Source organism: Acinetobacter sp. GD03645, assembly GCF_029845285.1.
Classification (GTDB): Bacteria; Pseudomonadota; Gammaproteobacteria; order Pseudomonadales; family Moraxellaceae; genus Acinetobacter; species Acinetobacter corruptisaponis.
This window is the reverse complement of sequence record NZ_JAOCLL010000005.1, coordinates 76,700-94,574: the sequence shown is the minus strand read 5'-3', so window position 1 is coordinate 94,574 and position 17,875 is coordinate 76,700. Positions and strand designations below refer to the sequence as shown.

General features: G+C 41.8%; 11 protein-coding genes and 2 tRNA genes. 6 read left to right on the top strand and 7 right to left on the bottom strand.

The genetic code is table 11. The features are described from left to right. Positions 1-86 precede the first annotated feature (86 nt). The 3 genes from N5J47_RS05440 to N5J47_RS05430 all read left to right on the top strand — a co-directional run bounded on the left by N5J47_RS05440 (position 87) and on the right by N5J47_RS05430 (position 4,150). Positions 87-1,382, top strand: a complete 1,296-nt coding sequence (locus N5J47_RS05440; protein ID WP_279959759.1) for a hypothetical protein — start codon at positions 87-89, stop codon at positions 1,380-1,382. Positions 1,383-1,442: 60 nt separating this feature from the next. After that, positions 1,443-2,747 (top strand): hypothetical protein, encoded by a 1,305-nt coding sequence (locus N5J47_RS05435; protein WP_279959758.1) that lies wholly within the window; start codon positions 1,443-1,445, stop codon positions 2,745-2,747. A 92-nt stretch (positions 2,748-2,839) separates the two neighbouring features. Continuing rightward, positions 2,840-4,150, top strand: a complete 1,311-nt coding sequence (locus N5J47_RS05430) for a hypothetical protein (protein WP_279959757.1) — start codon at positions 2,840-2,842, stop codon at positions 4,148-4,150. A 69-nt stretch (positions 4,151-4,219) separates the two neighbouring features. On the opposite strand, the gene N5J47_RS05425 is transcribed toward N5J47_RS05430, so the two are convergent. Both N5J47_RS05425 and N5J47_RS05420 read right to left on the bottom strand, forming a co-directional pair. Further along, entirely contained in the window at positions 4,220-5,563 is a 1,344-nt protein-coding gene (locus N5J47_RS05425) for an MATE family efflux transporter (protein WP_279959756.1), read from the bottom strand. A 28-nt stretch (positions 5,564-5,591) separates the two neighbouring features. Then, positions 5,592-6,053 (bottom strand): DMT family transporter, encoded by a 462-nt coding sequence (locus tag N5J47_RS05420; RefSeq protein ID WP_279959755.1) that lies wholly within the window; start codon positions 6,051-6,053, stop codon positions 5,592-5,594. A 108-nt stretch (positions 6,054-6,161) separates the two neighbouring features. Here N5J47_RS05420 and hemW point away from each other — a divergent pair, with 108 nt between their 5' ends. Beyond that, positions 6,162-7,316, top strand: a complete 1,155-nt coding sequence (gene hemW, locus N5J47_RS05415) for a radical SAM family heme chaperone HemW (RefSeq protein ID WP_279959754.1) — start codon at positions 6,162-6,164, stop codon at positions 7,314-7,316. Positions 7,317-7,488: 172 nt separating this feature from the next. Here the strand turns inward: hemW and N5J47_RS05410 are convergent, their stop codons facing one another. The 5 genes from N5J47_RS05410 to N5J47_RS05390 all read right to left on the bottom strand — a co-directional run bounded on the left by N5J47_RS05410 (position 7,489) and on the right by N5J47_RS05390 (position 15,408). Further along, the gene (locus N5J47_RS05410; RefSeq protein ID WP_279959753.1) at positions 7,489-9,123 is read right to left on the bottom strand and encodes an NERD domain-containing protein; all 1,635 of its coding nucleotides are present in this window, start codon (positions 9,121-9,123) and stop codon (positions 7,489-7,491) included. Between the two features lie 437 nt (positions 9,124-9,560). Then, a tRNA-Lys gene (locus N5J47_RS05405) sits at positions 9,561-9,636 on the bottom strand. Between the two features lie 23 nt (positions 9,637-9,659). Next, a tRNA-Lys gene (locus N5J47_RS05400) sits at positions 9,660-9,735 on the bottom strand. 230 nt (positions 9,736-9,965) lie between these two features. Further along, positions 9,966-11,807, bottom strand: a complete 1,842-nt coding sequence (locus N5J47_RS05395) for a long-chain-acyl-CoA synthetase (protein WP_267981172.1) — start codon at positions 11,805-11,807, stop codon at positions 9,966-9,968. A 247-nt stretch (positions 11,808-12,054) separates the two neighbouring features. Beyond that, on the bottom strand, positions 12,055-15,408 hold the full coding sequence (locus N5J47_RS05390) for an Rne/Rng family ribonuclease (protein ID WP_279959752.1): 3,354 nt from the start codon (positions 15,406-15,408) through the stop codon (positions 12,055-12,057). 793 nt (positions 15,409-16,201) lie between these two features. On the opposite strand from N5J47_RS05390, the gene N5J47_RS05385 reads away from it, so the two are divergent. Together N5J47_RS05385 and N5J47_RS05380 are read left to right on the top strand one after the other, a co-directional pair. Beyond that, on the top strand, positions 16,202-17,134 hold the full coding sequence (locus N5J47_RS05385) for an RluA family pseudouridine synthase (protein WP_279959751.1): 933 nt from the start codon (positions 16,202-16,204) through the stop codon (positions 17,132-17,134). Continuing rightward, entirely contained in the window at positions 17,131-17,805 is a 675-nt protein-coding gene (locus N5J47_RS05380; protein ID WP_279959750.1) for an HAD-IA family hydrolase, read from the top strand. The genes N5J47_RS05385 and N5J47_RS05380 overlap by 4 nt, the downstream gene beginning before the upstream one ends. Positions 17,806-17,875 lie beyond the last annotated feature (70 nt).

Here is a 17,875-nt window from a genome sequence, read left to right as displayed (position 1 = left end):
AGTTGCAAGTATATTGATTTTAAAAGATTTTTTTTGTTAAAATAAGACATTATTTAATAATAATTATGATTAAAAGGAATATACACATGGCAACGTATGAACTGTACTTATGGGAACCCGAAGTTGATTTAAGCAATCAGGAGTGGAACACTGCTATAGCTAGTCATGATGAAGATGGAATGACAAGTATCACTCGGGAAAAAATATATTATCTCCATAAAGATAAAGAACATTCTGCACCCCATATCGAGAAATTTTTTAATTGTATTTTAGAAATTTTAAATAAGCTGGAATATCAAGCCTATTTTGAGGGCTTATCAGACTGGATTATTGAACAACAAGGCTATTTTAATAAAAGTCCACGTTTAGTATTTCAGGATGAATATACCCTTGCCAACGTGACGAATAATGAATTTAAGCGAGCCTTGTATGAAGCAATTGAGCAATCAGGGGTTTGTGCCTATGAGACAATGAATGGTTATTTATTACCATCAGACTCTATTGTCCGAAAGAGTATATTTAAAGAAATATTTAATACATATCCTGTATTGGTTCCTCAAGTCCCTAGACCACCTGTAACACTAGATGCTATTCCGCAAAATGTCACTGAAATGAAAGATATGCTAATTGCCTTTATGCAGCAGCATCCTGTAGGCAGTCAGTTTGAAGTGGAGAAAATTGTTAAAGAATTTGATGATAAGAAACAGTATTATGGAGTTTATTTTAAAAGATATTGTGAAAGTGTAATTCATCAATTTAATATAATGTTGAAGTATATTAATAAGAATAAAGAATTTAAATTGGAAGTAATGAATAATAGATTTTATATTGGAGAGGTGTATTTGAGTGAGAGTGATACAGCTTGTTTAAGTAATAACAATTTAAATATAAGTGGAGTAAATATTAAAGATAATATATTTTATTTTGATTATGTGGTTAGTGATCTTGAATTTATTTATGAATTTAATGAAATTTCAGAGTTTAGATCGTTGAGTGATTTTAGGTTTTCTTTTAATGAAATGGATTTTTTTAATAAGTTTTTGTTTCAATTGAATAATATTTTTTACTTATTAGGGTTTTTAAATAATTTTAAAGAGGTAAAAGATTTTTTCTTAAACTCTAGTGGTGATTTTTTAAATGAAACAATGAATGGTTTTTCTAATCAGTTTCTTTTTAGCTTGTTGAAAACTGTGGTGTTTAATAACTTTTCTGAAGAAAAAATAGATAATATTAAGAAAAATTTAGTTAATTCTCAGCCAGAATTTTTTAGGGAAAATATAATTAAAACTATAGATGAAATAATTGAAATGGTAAGGGTTATAAAAGTATCATGCCCTGAAAATCAGTGGACGGATTCTTGTAAAAGTGAGCTACGAGAATAGCTTATCTGCATCTCTTTTAAAACATCGCTTGAAAAATATTATCAAAAAAAGGAATAAAACATGGCAACGTATGAACTATATTTATGGGAACCAGAAGTTGATTTAAGTAATCAGGAATGGAATGAAACATTACAATATATAGATCAGCATGATCCTGTTACTATTAAAACAGTGATTCGTCAAAAAATTTATAAAAATTTTAAAGATAAAGAACATACAGCATCCCATATAGTAACTTTCTTTAACTGTATTTTAGAGATTTTAAATAAACCAGAGTATCAAGCCTATTTTGAGGGTTTGTTAGACTGGATTATTGAACAACAAGGCTATTTTAATAAAAGTCCACGTTTGGTATTTCAGGATGAAGACACCCTTGCCAACGCGACGAGTAATGAATTTAAGCGAGCCTTGTATGAGGCGATTGAACAATCAGGGGTTTGTGCCTATGAAACAATGAATGGGTATTTATTGCCATCAGATTCTATTGCCCGAAAAAGTATATTTAAAGAAATATTTAATGCATATCCTGTATTAGTTCCTCAAGTCCCTAGACCATCTGTAACACTAGGTACCACTCCACAAAATGTCACTGAAATGAAAGATATGCTACTCGCTTTTATGCAGCATCATCCTGTAGGCAGTCAGTTTGAAGTAGAGAAAATTGTTAAAGAATTTAATAGTAATGAGCAATATTATTCTATAATGTTTAAAAAAGATTTTATAAGATTAAGTCATAATTTTAAAATTTCATTGAATTATAATAAGAGGCGTTCTGTTTTTTCATTAGGAATTGGTTTGTATAATTGGGTTATTGTAAATGAATATTTAGATCAAGAGGAAAAAAAATTTTTTGAAAGCAATAAGTTAATTAGATTGAATGGTGTTGATATAAAAAATGTATTTGATATACTTTTTCTTGTAAGTGGTTTGAAGTCTATTAGTTGTTTTTCAAAGAAAAAAGAAATAACATCTTTTGAATTTAAAAATAATGAATTTTTTTTATTTGAAAATTTTTTATTTCAATTGGGAGATGTATTAAATATTTTAGGTTCAATTAAAAGTATTTATGATTTAGTTGATTTGTTTTTCTATTCTAATGAGCTTGTGGATGGAGGGGTAAATAATATATTAAATGGAGTTGCAAGCAAAAATATAAAAGGGGGAGGGGGAGTGTTATTTTTATTAAGAATAGCTTTGTATGGAAATATGGAGGAAAAATATATAAAAAATATTTCTAAAGTTGTAATAAATTATTTTGAAGGTAGGGAGGATGAGATGAAAAAAACTGTGGAGGAAGAAATAAAAATAGCAAATGCTGTAAAAGAGCATGTAAAACAAAGAGTGTCACGTACTGAAATAAGCTGACAGTTTTTTATAAAAATGAGCTACGAGAATAGCTTATCAGCACCTCTTTTAAAAAATCGCTTGAAAAATATTATCAAAAAAAGGAATAAAACATGGCAACGTATGAACTGTATTTATGGGAACCAGAAGTTGATTTAGAGGATGATCAATGGCAGGAAATCTTGGCTGATGCAGAGGATACTTTTAAAATAGCCTATGAAATACGCAATGAGGTTTATTATAAATATGAAGAGAGAGGGGCGGATGCACCTCACCTGCTTAAATTCTTTCAATATCTTTATGAGGTGGTCAAACAACCAAAATACGCAGATTATTTTGAGGGAATGGATCAAAGAATTGAAAATACTCTGGATGTTGCTAAACGAACTAGACGCATTGTATGGCATGATGAAAATATGTTGGGTAATGAAACGAGCCAAGAATTTAAACGAGTTTTATATGAGGCAATTGAACATTCAGGTGTTTGTGCCTATAGCTCAATGGATGGGTTACTCTGTAATACTGACTCATATACCAGACGCAATGCTTTAAAAGATGCTTTTCAGCTCTATCCACCGCTTAAAGCGGTTAAAAAATCTAACAAGATAACCAGTCTGGAGCATATTCCTAAAGATGTAAAAGAAATGCGGGAGATGGTCTTTTTATTTATGCAGCAACATCCATTTGGTCGTTATTTTGAGTTGGAAGAGGAAACTAAATATTCAGGTTCAGTGGAAAAAACCAATGGATTACATTTTCAAAGAGTATGTAATAATGGAGTTAAACAAAAATTTAAGATCGTTTTAACTTACTCTAAAAAGTGGGGTGAATTTGAATTAACAGCCTCATCTTTTTGTTATGATTTTTTCTCTCATGATTTTGATATGAATGAGAAATTATGTGTAATTAAGAAAAATATTAATAATTATTTAATGGGAATTCATTTTAATCTTGGTTTTATAAAATTTGTTCAGGATTTTGAAAGTAAATATGGAGCTAAGCATGATATAAGATATTTTAAATTTGATAAAGAAGATGCAAAATATTTTAATATTTTTTTAGAGCAATTGGATTCTTGTTTAAGTTTATTTGTATCTATTGATAGTCTGGAAAAATTTATTGACCTGTTTTTAAATTCTGATCAGACTGTTTTTAGTACAGAAGATGATTTTATTTTACCAAGCTATAATAATCGTGAAATCAGTCCTTTTGGTGTGGAACAATTAGATTTGGCATATATGTTATTTACTTATGGTAATATCTATCCAGAGAAGAGAAAGAAAATAGAAGAATATGCCTTAAATTATCTATATCCAAATCATTTTTCAGAAGTAATAAAAGAAAAATATAAAAAAAGGTTTAAAGAATTATTTAGACATATAAATTTACTAAATGATTATTTGGTTAATCCTATGAAAGATTAGAGAGATTTATTATTAAGATACATTTAGAGCGTATCAAATACGCCCTATAAAATTTTCATTTAAGATGATTCAATGGCCTAAACGCTTATTATTCAAATATAAACGACCAATTAACAGGACACAGGCTATGGTTAAGCCAATGATCAGGCCCAGCCAGACACCCGCCACGCCCCAAATGGTATAGCGGGCCAAGTACAAGCCAATTGGAAAGGCTACCACCCAGTAGGCCATTAGGGTAATCCACATCGGAGCCTGTGTATCCTGCATGCCACGCAGGCAGCCTGCCGCACTGACCTGCCAGCCATCCACCAATTGGTATGCCATTGCGAACCAGAGCAGGTACATGGCAATCGGCATGATGTGTACATCATTGGTATAAATCGCCACGATATAGGGACGGGCTAGGGCAATCAGGGTCATGGTACAGGTGGCGAAGATGGTGGCACTGATCAACCCAACTTTTTGTACCTGACGCATAGCAAACCAGTTTTTCTCGCCATAATACATCCCAACGCGAATGGTTAAGGCGATTGCCAACGATAGTGGAATCATAAACAGTTGTGAGGTGACTGAAATGGCGATCTGGTGAGCTGCAATCGCATTTTCCCCTAATGGACTAAGGACAATTGCCCCTGTACTAAAGATGCTCACCTCAAAAAACACCGCCAGACCAATCGGAAAGCCCAGCTTTAGAATACGTTTTGTCCAGCCTATGTCCAGTTTTTCCCATTGGGTAAAGATCGGTGCCTGTCTGTAAGCCTGAGCTCTGGAAATATAAACTGCCAAAGTGATGAACATCAGCCATTGCAGGATTGCTGTGGCAAATCCACAGCCTGCGCTTCCCAATGCTGGAATAGGGCCAAATCCATACATGAAAACAAGGTTCAGGGGAATTAGCGCCAATAATGCAAGCAGGCTAATTGCTGTAACAGGACGGGGATGTCCCAATGCTTCGGAATAACTACGCAGGGCGGCATACATCATCACTGCTGGCATGCCAAAACCAATCGCATGCAGGAACAGGCTGGCTTTGGGGAGTAAGCTTTCGGGCACACCAAACAGGGGTAAAAAGAACGGCATACCTTGCAGGATCAACATGGCAACCACTCCAAGAATTGCGGCAACCCATAAGGACTGGCGTGCAATGGTTGGGATTTTCTCAGGGGTTTTTGCGCCCCGTGCTTCCGCAACCAGTGGGGTGGTGGCAATCATGATCCCTGCAAACAGCAACATAATCGGAATCCACAGCCCCACACCAATCGCGATTGCCGCTAGATCTGCTGCGGATAAGTGGCCTGCCATAATCGTGTCAATCAAGCCTAAACCTGCCTGGGCGAACTGTGTAATCAGGATGGGTAACATCAGGTGAAAAAGTTGCTTAAGTTCAAACCGTGCAGTGTGGGTGTGGGGCACAAAAAATACTCTTTAAAATTGTGAAAAATCAGCGTTGTAAAGTTAGTAAAACACCAATGAAAATGACAATACCGCCGAGTAGGCGCTGCCAGTTGACAGGGGTTTTCTCTGTCCCTAACCAGCCAAAATGATCCAGTAACATGGAAATGACAAGCTGCCCAAAAATGACCAAACCCGTAAATGTTAAGAAGCCAAGTTTAGGTGCAGTATAAATGCTCATACTAATTGCATAAACCCCAAGTATTCCACCCAGCCACAAAAACCACGGAATGTGTGAAAGTTCACTTAAACTTGGTTTTGCTGCACTCTGGAAATAGACCATAATCGCAAGAATAATTGTACCAAACAAAAATGAAATAAAAGCTGCCTGTATGGGCGAATGTAAATATGTTTTAAGCTGGGTATTTATTGCGGTTTGAAAGGCCATTGCAATACCAATTCCCAAAGCGAGGGGAATGATAAAAAGTAACTGGCTTGAGAGTTTGATCATATTTATATCATTCATTATTCTTGGTGGTCTCATACATAACATAGATGATGAGCCGTTGATTAGTCGAGTCATGTTAAAATAATTAAGTTCTGTTATTGAGCTTATATTTTGAGTGAATTAAATCCAGCCCTTATTCCACTTTCACTTTATATCCATATGCCCTGGTGTGTGCGCAAGTGCCCATACTGTGACTTTAACTCACATGCTGTACCTGATGGTCAATTGTCCACCGACCTGGAACAGCAGTATCTGGCGGCATTAGTGGCTGACTTTGAAACTCAGGTGGAAATGGCACAAGGGCGCTCCATTCATAGTGTGTTTATTGGCGGGGGAACACCCTCGCTGATTTCTGCACAGGGCTACACATGGTTATTTGAACAGCTCAGGGCTCGTCTGGACTTTGAGCCTGATTGTGAAATCACTTTGGAAGCCAACCCTGGAACGGTTGAGCATGATCCTTTTGCAGACTATCTTGCCGTGGGTATTAACCGCTTGTCGATTGGCGTGCAAAGTTTTAATGCAGAACATTTACAGCGCTTGGGAAGAATTCATTCTGCCGATAATGCGCTCAGTGCCATTCAGCAGGCGCGGCAGGCAGGCTTTGAGCGTGTCAATGTGGATTTAATGCATGGTTTACCCCAACAAACCCTTGAACAGGCTTTAACTGACCTCAAACTTGCGGTAGAGCAGGGCGCAACCCATATCAGTTGGTATCAGTTGACCATTGAGCCGAATACCGTTTTCTTCCGTACCCAACCTGTGCTTCCGCAGGATGAATTGCTGGAGCAGATACAGGAGCAGGGCGAAGCTTATTTAAAGGCACAGGGCTTTATCAATTATGAGGTTTCCGCATGGCGTAAAGAACAGCCATCAGCGCACAACCTGAACTATTGGCAGTTTGGTGATTATTTGGCAATTGGAGCGGGGGCACATGGTAAAGTCACCCGTCCAGATGGAATTTATCGTTTTCAGAAAACCCGTTTGCCCAAGGATTATTTAGCCAAGGTTCCTGCGGATCATCTCCAGATGAAAAAGATTGAATCAGATGAATTGCCTTTTGAATTTATGATGAATGCCTTGCGTTTAAATGATGGAGTTAATGCCGAACTTTATGGGCAGCGTACAGGACTTGAACTAAATGACCTGAATAAAACATTGAACCAATTGCGTGAAAAGAATTTATTGGTTAACGATTTAAACCGCATCTCATGTACTGAACAGGGGCATGTGTTTTTAAATTCAGTGTTGGAAGCGTTTTTATAATTCAGTCTATAAATAGTTTTAGGTAAGGATGTTCAAAAACTGAGAGGATGAGCATCTTTGAAAAATAGTTATTACAAAATAAAAAACCTCATTATTTTTGATGAGGTTTTTCAGAATCTGGTGGGTCACCCGTGACTTGAACATAGAGTTACTTTATTAAAAAGTAAAATTTCTAAGATTCTGCGAACCAACTATCTTTCAATGCCAAAATATATAAGGCCGCTTTTGCTCGAGTTGCACCTACATAAAACCAGGTTGGATGCTGTGCAGCTTTAGCGTTGAGCCCGACAAGAATAACAACCTCTGCCTCCAGACCTTTAAAGCCCTGAATTGTTCCGACACGGACATGATTTTGCATAATCTGAGCCATATTGGTATTAATCTGTACTTGATCTAATCCAACTGACCAGGAGGATTGCTTATTATTATGTCTGAAAGGAGACAGTACCACAATGTTTTCCGCAGGGATCTGCTCTTTCTCAATCAATTGTTTAAGTCGTTGGCGAAGCTGTATCGCCATTTCCGCAAAATCATCGCAATAATGCCAAAGGGGCTCAATACCTTGCTCAACTAAATAACGTTCAGCAGGTTTGGATTGGCCATATTTGGTGGCAACTAAGCCAATAGGCTGAGTATTACGCAGATTCTCGGTCAATGACATGACATTAGCTGCAAAAGGTGGTTGCCATATTTGCTTATCAAGATAAATATTCTGCTGTAAGTCAAAAAAACAATACCAGCTAAAATTTTCTGTACCTAAAGCCTCTAGGGCAATCCACCATTCTGATTTGAAGTCGGCTGCTTCATCAACAATGATGCTATCAAAACGGCTATTTACAATATCTATGGCTTCTAGCAGTAATTCTGTTGCACCCTCGCCATAAAAATATTCTAAATCAGCAGGATTTTGGGGCTCTGTATAGCTTAATCCAGCCAATTCAGCGTATTCCTTGACAAGATCATGAAAGGCAATTGCCTTGATATTGGGAATGTGTGCAGTTGCCTGTGCAAGCTGTGCCGCTAAGTAACGATTATAACAAGTGAGCAAGACTTGTTTATCTTGTTGAGCATGTTGCTCTGCCAGTGCCATTGCTAAATGAGTTTTACCAGAACCTGCAATACCATCAATCAATAAACGATTTTGACTACTGAGCATACGCAAGACATGCATTTGCTGTTGTGTTGCACGATGCAGAGCCTGACTGGTTTGTTCCATCTGTACGACTAAGGGGCTAAAGGTAACAACAGATGGAGCAAAGATTTGCTGAATGGCATGTTGCTGTGGTTTTGTCCAAGTCTTTTGTATAGAGCTTGCTTCTTTAAAGATTTGTAGCAAGGCATTTTCAATATTCTTTAAACTTTGACGATCAAGAAGAAAAGATTTTGAAGGTAATTCAGTTGGTGTTTCAGATTTCCATATCACATCAGGAAAAAACACGGCATGAGTCACCGTTAATTGATTGAGCGCCTCTTTACCAATTTTTGCACTGAGCTTTTCCATGAGCGCATAGCGATTACGCCGAGCCTGCTGACAAGGTGATTGTGACATTGACCGACCAGAAGCATAAAACCATTGCCCGTCTTTTACATATACAGCACCTGCCTTAATTTCCAGAACAATCAAGCCATGCTGGGGATGAAATACGACTGCATCCGCTTCCCCAATCTGTTCACCATGTTGTTGTATCAATCGCCACTCTACCGAACTAAACGATTGCCAAGGCTTGCTTAACGACTCTAAGCATTCAATCACTTTTGATTCAGCCAGGTTACCAACCAATTGTGCACTGCTTATTGTGTTTTGCATATCTATGTGTTTTTGTTAAGGAAAGATGATTTAATTATTGAGGATATGTTTATATAGTGCAAACCTTTTTATAGAAAAACTTCAATTGAACAATTCTTGAGATAGTACCTGCCCCAAAAGCAGTCTATGAGCAAAAATGTCCCATAGCTAAGTCTCCTTAGCTTTCTAATCACCACGTTTAGCATGAATAAGTCCCAAGCCTCCAAAGCTCACACTTTGTTCTGCTTGTGCAGCTTATTCGATGCCATTCCCTAGCATAGAAGTCTATCAAACTGTATCGCTTAAGCTGAGTCAAATTCGCAAGCAAGAGAACAGCAAAGGGGAGCGGTGATCGAGGTATTTAACCAATGAACTGTAAAATGAACCACAGAGAAATTTTTTTGAGTGATCTGGAATTAAAAAAGCCTTGTAAATTTTGATTTACAAGGCTTTGAATCTGGTGGGTCGCCCGCGATTCGAACGCGGGACCAACGGATTAAAAGTCCGCTGCTCTACCGACTGAGCTAGCGACCCAGATAATGATCAAAACTATAAAGTGGTGGGTCGTCCGCGACTCGAACGCGGGACCAACGGATTAAAAGTCCGCTGCTCTACCAACTGAGCTAACGACCCTGAGCGAGGATAAGTAAAGCAACGCTTTACCCGAGCGCAAGAGAAAATCTATGATTTTCTTTGGTCTTGGATCCTAAGCAATCAGAGGAAAGATAAATCTTTCAAACACTGCATCGTTTTGATGTTGCGTATTCTAGCAATTTATTCAGCTAACACAAGAGAAAATTGTAAATCATGCGAATGATTGTTTATAAAAAACACGATTTCCTCTCGTTTAGCTAAAAAATAAACTAAAAACGGTACTGATAACTTTGAATATTGTTAAAGATTTCAGCATTTACATCGCAATAGCCTGTTGCGCCTGGTAATAACACCAACAAACGTTCAGACGTTTTGCCTGGATTAAAGGCATCCTCTTTCAGCTTGTTTTTCTGGTACTTAAATGTGCCTGTGGTTTCAACCTTGGCCTGAACACGCAGGAATACTGGAATTGCGTATGATGGCAGGCATTTCTTAAATACGTTCACCATAGCGCTTAAATCAGCTTCATTCAGTTCTTCACCATCCACCAGCGTGATTGCAGCCATACCCGCACGGCCGTTGGTATTTGGAATTTCCACGCCATAAACCACGGCTTCTGCAATCTTATCGTATTCGCAAACCATGTTTTCAACTTCAGTGGTTGATACATTTTCACCTTTCCAGCGGAAAGTGTCGCCTAAACGGTCCACGAACTGTGCATGACGGAAACCGATGTCACGAACCAGGTCACCTGTATTGAAGTATGAATCACCCTTGGCAAATACATCCTTGAGAATAACCGACTTGTTCTTTTCAGGATCAGTATAACCATCAAACGGAGAGCGGCTGGTAATCTTGCCAACCAGCAAGCCCACTTCACCTGTCTTCACTTTCTTGCAGTGGCCTTTCTTGTCACGGACAAGCTCATTCTTTTCCTTGTCAAACTCAACAATGGCATAAGGGGTAGGAGAGAAGCCCACGGTATTGTCAAAGTTGAAGATGTTGCTAAAGCCAACATTGCCTTCACTTGATGCATAAAGCTCAAGAACTTCCTGCACACCAAAACGTTCCTTGAATTTGCCCCAGATGTTTGGACGCATACCGTTACCAATCATCTTGGTGACACGGTGGGCGCGGTCAAGTTCCGTTGTTGGCGCATCAATGAGGTAACGGCAAAGTTCACCAACATAACCAATGGCAGACGCATTGAATTTTTGTACGTCTTTCCAGAATGCACTGGTTGAATATTTACGACGTACCGCAAGTGTTGCGCTACCCGCAATCACGCCACACCAGCACACCACCACGCCTGTTGCATGGTAAAGTGGCAGGGTCACATACATCACGTCATCCTTGCCAAGATTAAGGATATGGCCGTATGTACCATAAGCCAGCGTCCAGCGGCTGTGGGTGAAAATAACCGCTTTAGGCAGGCCCGTTGTACCAGAAGTATAGATATAGAACAGGCCATCCTTGCCTGTCACTGTACGGGTGGTGGATGGATTGAATTTCGGGAATTGATCAATTTGCTGGGCAAGATTGACATAGCCTTTAGGTGCAGTGCCAGCATGCTTGCGCGTTTCCTGATCAGCAAACCAGTGGAAACGGTCCTGAGCAACATTCAGGTCCTGACGGATTTCATCAATGGCGGCACGGACTTCCTCACCCGCAATCACGGCAATTGGATTGACCAGGTTGATGCTATGGGCAAGTACCTTGCCGACCTGTGAGGTATTCACCAGCGCAATGGTCACGCCAATTTTGGCCAGCGCCACGATTGTGGCAATGAGTTCAGGACGGTTTTCAACCATCACCGCAATAACATCACCCTTTTTTGCGCCCAGAGACAAATAGTAATGTGCAATCTGGTTTGCCCATTCATTTAGTGCTCGATAGCTATAGCTTTGATCTTCAAATAATAGTGCAATACCTTGCGGGTTACGCTTTACTGCTTTTTCAAAGGCGATCCCTAAACCAGCTGGAGAGGCTGGTGTCCGCAAATATGCCTGTTTAAGACCATTGAGGATATGAGGTACTTTGGTGATGAAGTTCGGAAGTCGGGTTGCGACATCACCAAGGGTAATAATATCGGTCTGCGTAGTTTGGCTCATATCAATCCTGTTTTATTTTTCGATCAATCCAAAAAATGGCTATTTGTTGGAACACAACCATTTAACATCATTGTTGTTGATGCTGTTTTTAATGGTAAGTCCCTAGAGCAATCAACCTGAGCTGCGACTAAGCAGCGCAAGGGCCTACCTCTCTTGCAATATTTCAATGACGCTACATTTTACAGTAACAAAAAAGCCTAGTCATCGAAATGACTAGGCTTTTGCTTATTGAGTGCAATTTAGCAAATTATTCATTGCCAACGGTACTCTTTTTCGGTGGACGTCCACGTGGACGGCGGGGGCGGCTAGATTTCTCTTTTTCCGCCTTTGCAGCTTCATCTTCCGCATCCGTTTCTTCAACGTTTGCGGCTGGTTCAGTATTTTCAACAGCTTGAACCGCTTCAGTTGTCTCTGTGACCACCGCAGCTTCAGTTTCAACAGCAGGTTGCTGTGGTTCAACTACTTCAGCAGGTGCTGTTTCTTCTGCCACCACAGGCGTTTCTTCATTTGCAAGTGCCAGTGCCTGTTGTTCAGGTGCTGCATCAGCAACAGTGTTTTCTGCAACAACTGCCTCAATTGCTGTTGCCTGCACTTCTTCCGTGGTTTCAGTGCTTTCTACAGGGGCAGCAGGCGCTGTATTGGAAGCCAGATGCTCCTCTTTTGCCTGCTCAGCCGCAAGTTTTGCTAAACGACGACGTTCACGTGGATCATTTGCAACACGCGAAGCGGATGCTTCTGGTGGTGTTAATGGCAATACAGGTGCTGGTTCAGCTTCTTCCGTTGGCTTCTGGCTTGGAAGTTCTGCATCACGTGTAACAGGGCGCTTTTCCTCAGCAGCTGTTTCAACCACCAGGGTGCTGGCATATTGTTCAGCGAACTTCTGTAAGGCACGGTTGAACGTGGTCACCAAACCAAACTGCTCAATCAGGATTGTGCAATCTTCACCATAAACATGGCGAATCAGGCCACCCATGGTGTATTGCCCCAACGCTGGAATTTGCGATGGTGCAATTTTTGCTGCCGCTTTCTGACTGCTTTGCGCCCCACGCTGATGACGACGGCGTGAACGTGGATCATTGCTTGCACGTTTCGCTGGTGCCTGGGTTGCCTCTTCAACTGGTGTTGTTTCAGCAGCAACTTGCTCTGCCTGGGCAGGTGTGGCTGTTTCAATCGTCTCTACAACTGCTTTTACTGGCTCGACCTGTGGCGCTGGCGCAGTAGTCTGCTGTGGAGTGAGCGCAACAATTTCACTCTGTCCCTGATCAATGTTGACGATCAATGCCGTGTTCATTGGTTCAGTACGAGGCGTATCAATCACATCAACTTTAAGCTGCTGTGGATTGGACGCAACCTCAACTGCAACAGGCGTTTCATTGAGAACACTTTGGTCACGGTGACGGTTCGGGCGGTTTGGACGCTGCTGGTTGTGACGGTCACGACGTGGCAACGGTGCAGAGGCATCATTTCCATGAACAGCATCATTTTGCTGTTGCTGGTTTTGTGATTCCTGTGGGCGTTTTTGCTGGCGTTTCAGGTCACGTTGCTCTTGGCGCTGTTCCTGACGTGACAGTTGAACAACTTCCTCATGCACCTGATTTTGTTGTTCATGGGCGTGTACATGCTGTTCACGCTGCTCTTTATGCTTACGTTTCTTTGGGTTCTGGGATTGGTTTGGACGGTTCGACTTTTCGTCTTTATCAAATGCTTCGCGGGTTTCCTGTTTTACAGGTGTCTGGGAAATATAGACATTATTCGCTGTCGTTTCCGCAATTGCAGCTGTTGCAACCTGGCCGAATTGACCACGGCTCACAGCGCCATTATTGATCATCTGTTCAATGGCTGACGCCGCATTTTGTGCAGAGCGGGACTGATCAATGGTCTGAGCCTGTTTTTGAACAAACAGGTTCTCTAACCATGCGCAAGGGCTTGCTGCTTTTGATGCTGCTGCCTGTGCCTGTTTTGGCTGGGCAGTGCCTTGCTGTGTTGTAGCCTTTTTCTGTGGCGCTGCCGCCTGCTGCTGTGCTGGAGCAGCATGACTGTGCTCAGCTTCTTCCAGATGCCACTCAGAAGATTCATAGCCGAGTTGTTTTTCACTGTCACGGGTCGCTTCAGTACGTTCATAGCTGGATGGTGCAAAGCCTGCTGGATTGTACTGGATTTCATAATGTGGTGTTTCTAAATGTGGATGCGGCAGAATGGTGACACGCACATTGGAGGTTTGTTCCAGATATACAAGGCTGTGACGCTTTTCATTCAACAGGAATGCCGCGATTTCCACAGGGACTTCCACCTGTACCTCGCCTTGACGTTCACGTAATGCAATTTCTTCCACTTTACGCATAATTGAAAGTGAAAGGGAGCGTAGGTCGCGTACCATGCCTGTGCCATGACAGCGTGGGCACACATAGCCCGTTGCTTCCTCAAGCGATGGACGCAAACGTTGACGACTCATTTCCATCAGGCCAAAACGTGAAAGCTGGCCGAACTGGATGCGTGCACGGTCACTTTGGGTTGCTTCACGAAGTTTCGCCTCAACCATACGCTGGTTGCGGTCCTTGGTCATGTCGATAAAGTCGATCACCACCAAACCGCCAATATCGCGTAAACGAAGTTGACGCGCAATTTCCTCAGCCGCTTCAAGGTTGGTATTTAATGCTGTTTCTTCAACATCATGACCACGGGTTGATTTCGCCGAGTTAATATCGATGGAAACCAGTGCCTCGGTTTGGTCAATCACGATTGAACCGCCAGAAGGAAGTTTTACTTCACGTTCATAAGCAGTCTGGATTTGGCTTTCGATGCCGAAATGGGCAAATAATGGCTCATTCTGGGTATAGGTTTTTAACTTGTCCAGCTGACGTGGCATCACAGCCTTAACGAAGTTATAGGCTTCATTATAGGCCTGTTCGCTATCAATCAGGATTTCAGCAACGTCATCACGTAGATAGTCACGGATGGCACGTGTCACCACACCCGCTTCCTGATGCACCAGCATTGGTGATGGACCAGAACTTGCCGTACCCTGAATCTGTGCCCAGAGGTCAAGCAAATGCTGTAGGTCGAGTTGCAGTTCTTCCTGTGAACGTCCGATCCCCGCAGTACGGACAATCACGCTCATGCCACGGGGAACATTCAGGGAAGCCAGAATTTCCTTAAGCTCTTCGCGCACTGAACCTGAAATTTGACGGCTGATGCCACCACCTTTCGGATTGTTTGGCATCAAAACCAGATAACGGCCAGCCAGTGAAATGAAAGTAGAAAGCGCGGCACCCTTGTTGCCACGTTCCTCTTTTTCAACCTGAACCAGTAATTCTGTGCCTTCGGTGATCAGTTCACGGATGTTGGAGGTTTGGCGTGGGTCCGCCTTGAAATACGAGTTTGCAATTTCCCGCATTGATAAAAAGCCCTGGCGCTGAGCGCCGTACTCGACAAAGACTGCTTCTAGAGACGGTTCAACGCGAGTGACATGGCCTTTATAGATATTTGATTTTTTCTGTTCACGGGTACGATTTTCCAGGTCGAAATCGTAAAGACGATTACCAGTAATCAGTGCAACGCGAACCTCTTCAGCGTGGGTTGCATTAATCAGCATACGTTTCATGGGTGTGACACCTAATAGTGATGCACACAAACAACTCGCTCGCTATTTTTGAGCAAACATCAAATTGGCGTGATCAAGACTCAGGAGCAGCTTTGATATGCGAAGCTCTGAAACCACTGACTGTAAATCCAGTTCTGGGTTCTGATACGGTTATTTCGATGTCGGCAATCCTGCTTCAATCCTGGGCACCGTGATATATCACTGGACCCTAAATGATCCAAGTTTCCTGTGCGCTTCACTGGCGGGTGAGCGGTGCATTGGATGTGATGACTTTCACTGTCATTAAGCATTAAGGCCGCCCCATCTGGACGTCCCGATACGGAATGATCATCGTATCTTTGCCTGGCAGTTCCAATGCATCAACGCTTTAGCCTGAATGCGGCATCAGGGAGCAAATTGTCTGATGTGGATCAGTTTACGTTTAATAGCCAACAAACTTGTTGGCAACATATTTTTTCTGGACAAACCGTAGAGTTCATTGAAATATCAACAAACCCTATGTGCAGATGCACAATTAAACGCAACAGTTTGCCATTTTTGCCGATATAATAAGCCTTCGGCGTCGGCATAATTCTTTAGGACCTATCCGAGCTGTTGGTGAATATCTCATCAATTTGAAATTTCAACTGAATAAAATTTCTGATTTGATGCTCACTTACGGCGGTATCCGTGCGCTGAATATATCAAACCTTGCGGCATCTGCCTATGGGCTAAGTTTAGGTTTCTTGTGAAATAACTTAGCTAAATGATCATTTTTTAATCGTATTTAGCAAATCTTGGATGAATCGAGCGTATGAATTCTACACAGCAATGGCAAAGTGTCACTTGGTTTGACGTGGATGAGCATCAGGCTGGACAGCGAATTGATAATTTTTTATTTACCCGATTAAAAGGTGTTCCAAAAAGCCGTATTTACCGTTTGATCCGTGAGGGACAGGTCCGTGTAAACAAAAAAAGGATAAAGGCCGAGACCCGTCTGGAAATTGGCGACCAAGTTCGTGTTGCCCCGATTCGTTATGAACAGAAAGATGAAAGTGCGGTTCCTGTCAGTGACAGTGTGGCACAAAGCCTGCTGAGCCGTGTGGTCTATGAGGATGAGGGCCTGCTGGTGGTGAATAAGCCATCGGGCATTGCAGTGCACGGGGGCAGTGGTGTGGCTTATGGCCTGATTGAGGCTCTGCGTGCCGCCACAGGAAAAAAATATCTGGAACTGATCCACCGTATTGACCGTGATACCTCAGGTTTGGTGATGATCAGCAAGAAACGCAGTACCTTAAAATTATTACAGGATTTACTGCGTGAGCATAAAATCCAGAAAACCTATGCGGCGATCGTCAAGGGGCAGGTTAGTCTGGATCAGCAACTGATTGATGCCCCCCTGTTCCGCTATGAGCTTGCCAATGGCGAGCGTCGTGTGCGTGTCTCTAAAGAGGGTAAGCCGAGTAAAACCGAGTGGAACGTGGTTGAACGTTTCAAGGCGGCAACACTGGTGCATGCCTCGCCTTTGTCAGGCCGTACCCATCAAATTCGTGTGCATGGTTTAAGTATTGGTCATCCACTTATTGGTGATGATAAATATGGTCACAGCACCGCCTATGCTGGTCCAGAGGCCAGACGCTTGTGCCTACATGCCATGCGTCTGCAAATTCCAGGCTACCCAACCATTGAGGCGCCAATGCCTGAAGACATGCAACAGGTTTTAAATGAGTTGAGAAAGCAGAAATGAGTCAAAATATCGAACTGGTGATTTTTGATTGGGATGGAACCTTATTTGATTCAGTGGGGCAGATCGTGGCAAGCCTGCAACATGCGGCGCAACAGTTCCAGCAGCCCTTAACCAATGAGGCTGCGAAAAGCATTATTGGGCTGGGCTTGCCTGAAGTGATGCAAATCCTGTTTCCTCAGGTGCCGCATTTACAGCAGGATATTTTGCAATGCTATGCAGACCACTACGTTGCGAACTCTAAAGGTGATGCATGGTTTGGTGGTGTTGCGGAACTATTGGCTGACCTAAAACGGCAGGGGATCAAGCTGGCGGTGGCAACAGGTAAGAGTCGTAAAGGTCTGGATCGGGTGCTGAACCAAACCAATAGTCACGATATTTTTGACATTACCCGTGCCGCCAGTGAAACCCGATCAAAGCCTGACCCGTTAATGTTGCAGGAAATCCTGCTTGAGACAGGTGTGGCGGTAGAGCGGGCCATTATGGTGGGTGATACCAGTTATGATCTTGAAATGGCGCAAAACCTGAATATGCAGCGCATTGGGGTGAGCTATGGGGTGCATAGTGTGGAAACCTTACAGCAATACCAACCCCTGACCATTGTCAGTTCAGTTCAGGACCTACATGGCTATTTTCAAACTGTATTGCCATCCTCAGCCTTGATTGAAAGTTAATCAACACAATATTGACCTGACTAGGGATAAGGGGAATGATGCCTTACCCTGCATAATAATAAAAGGGAAG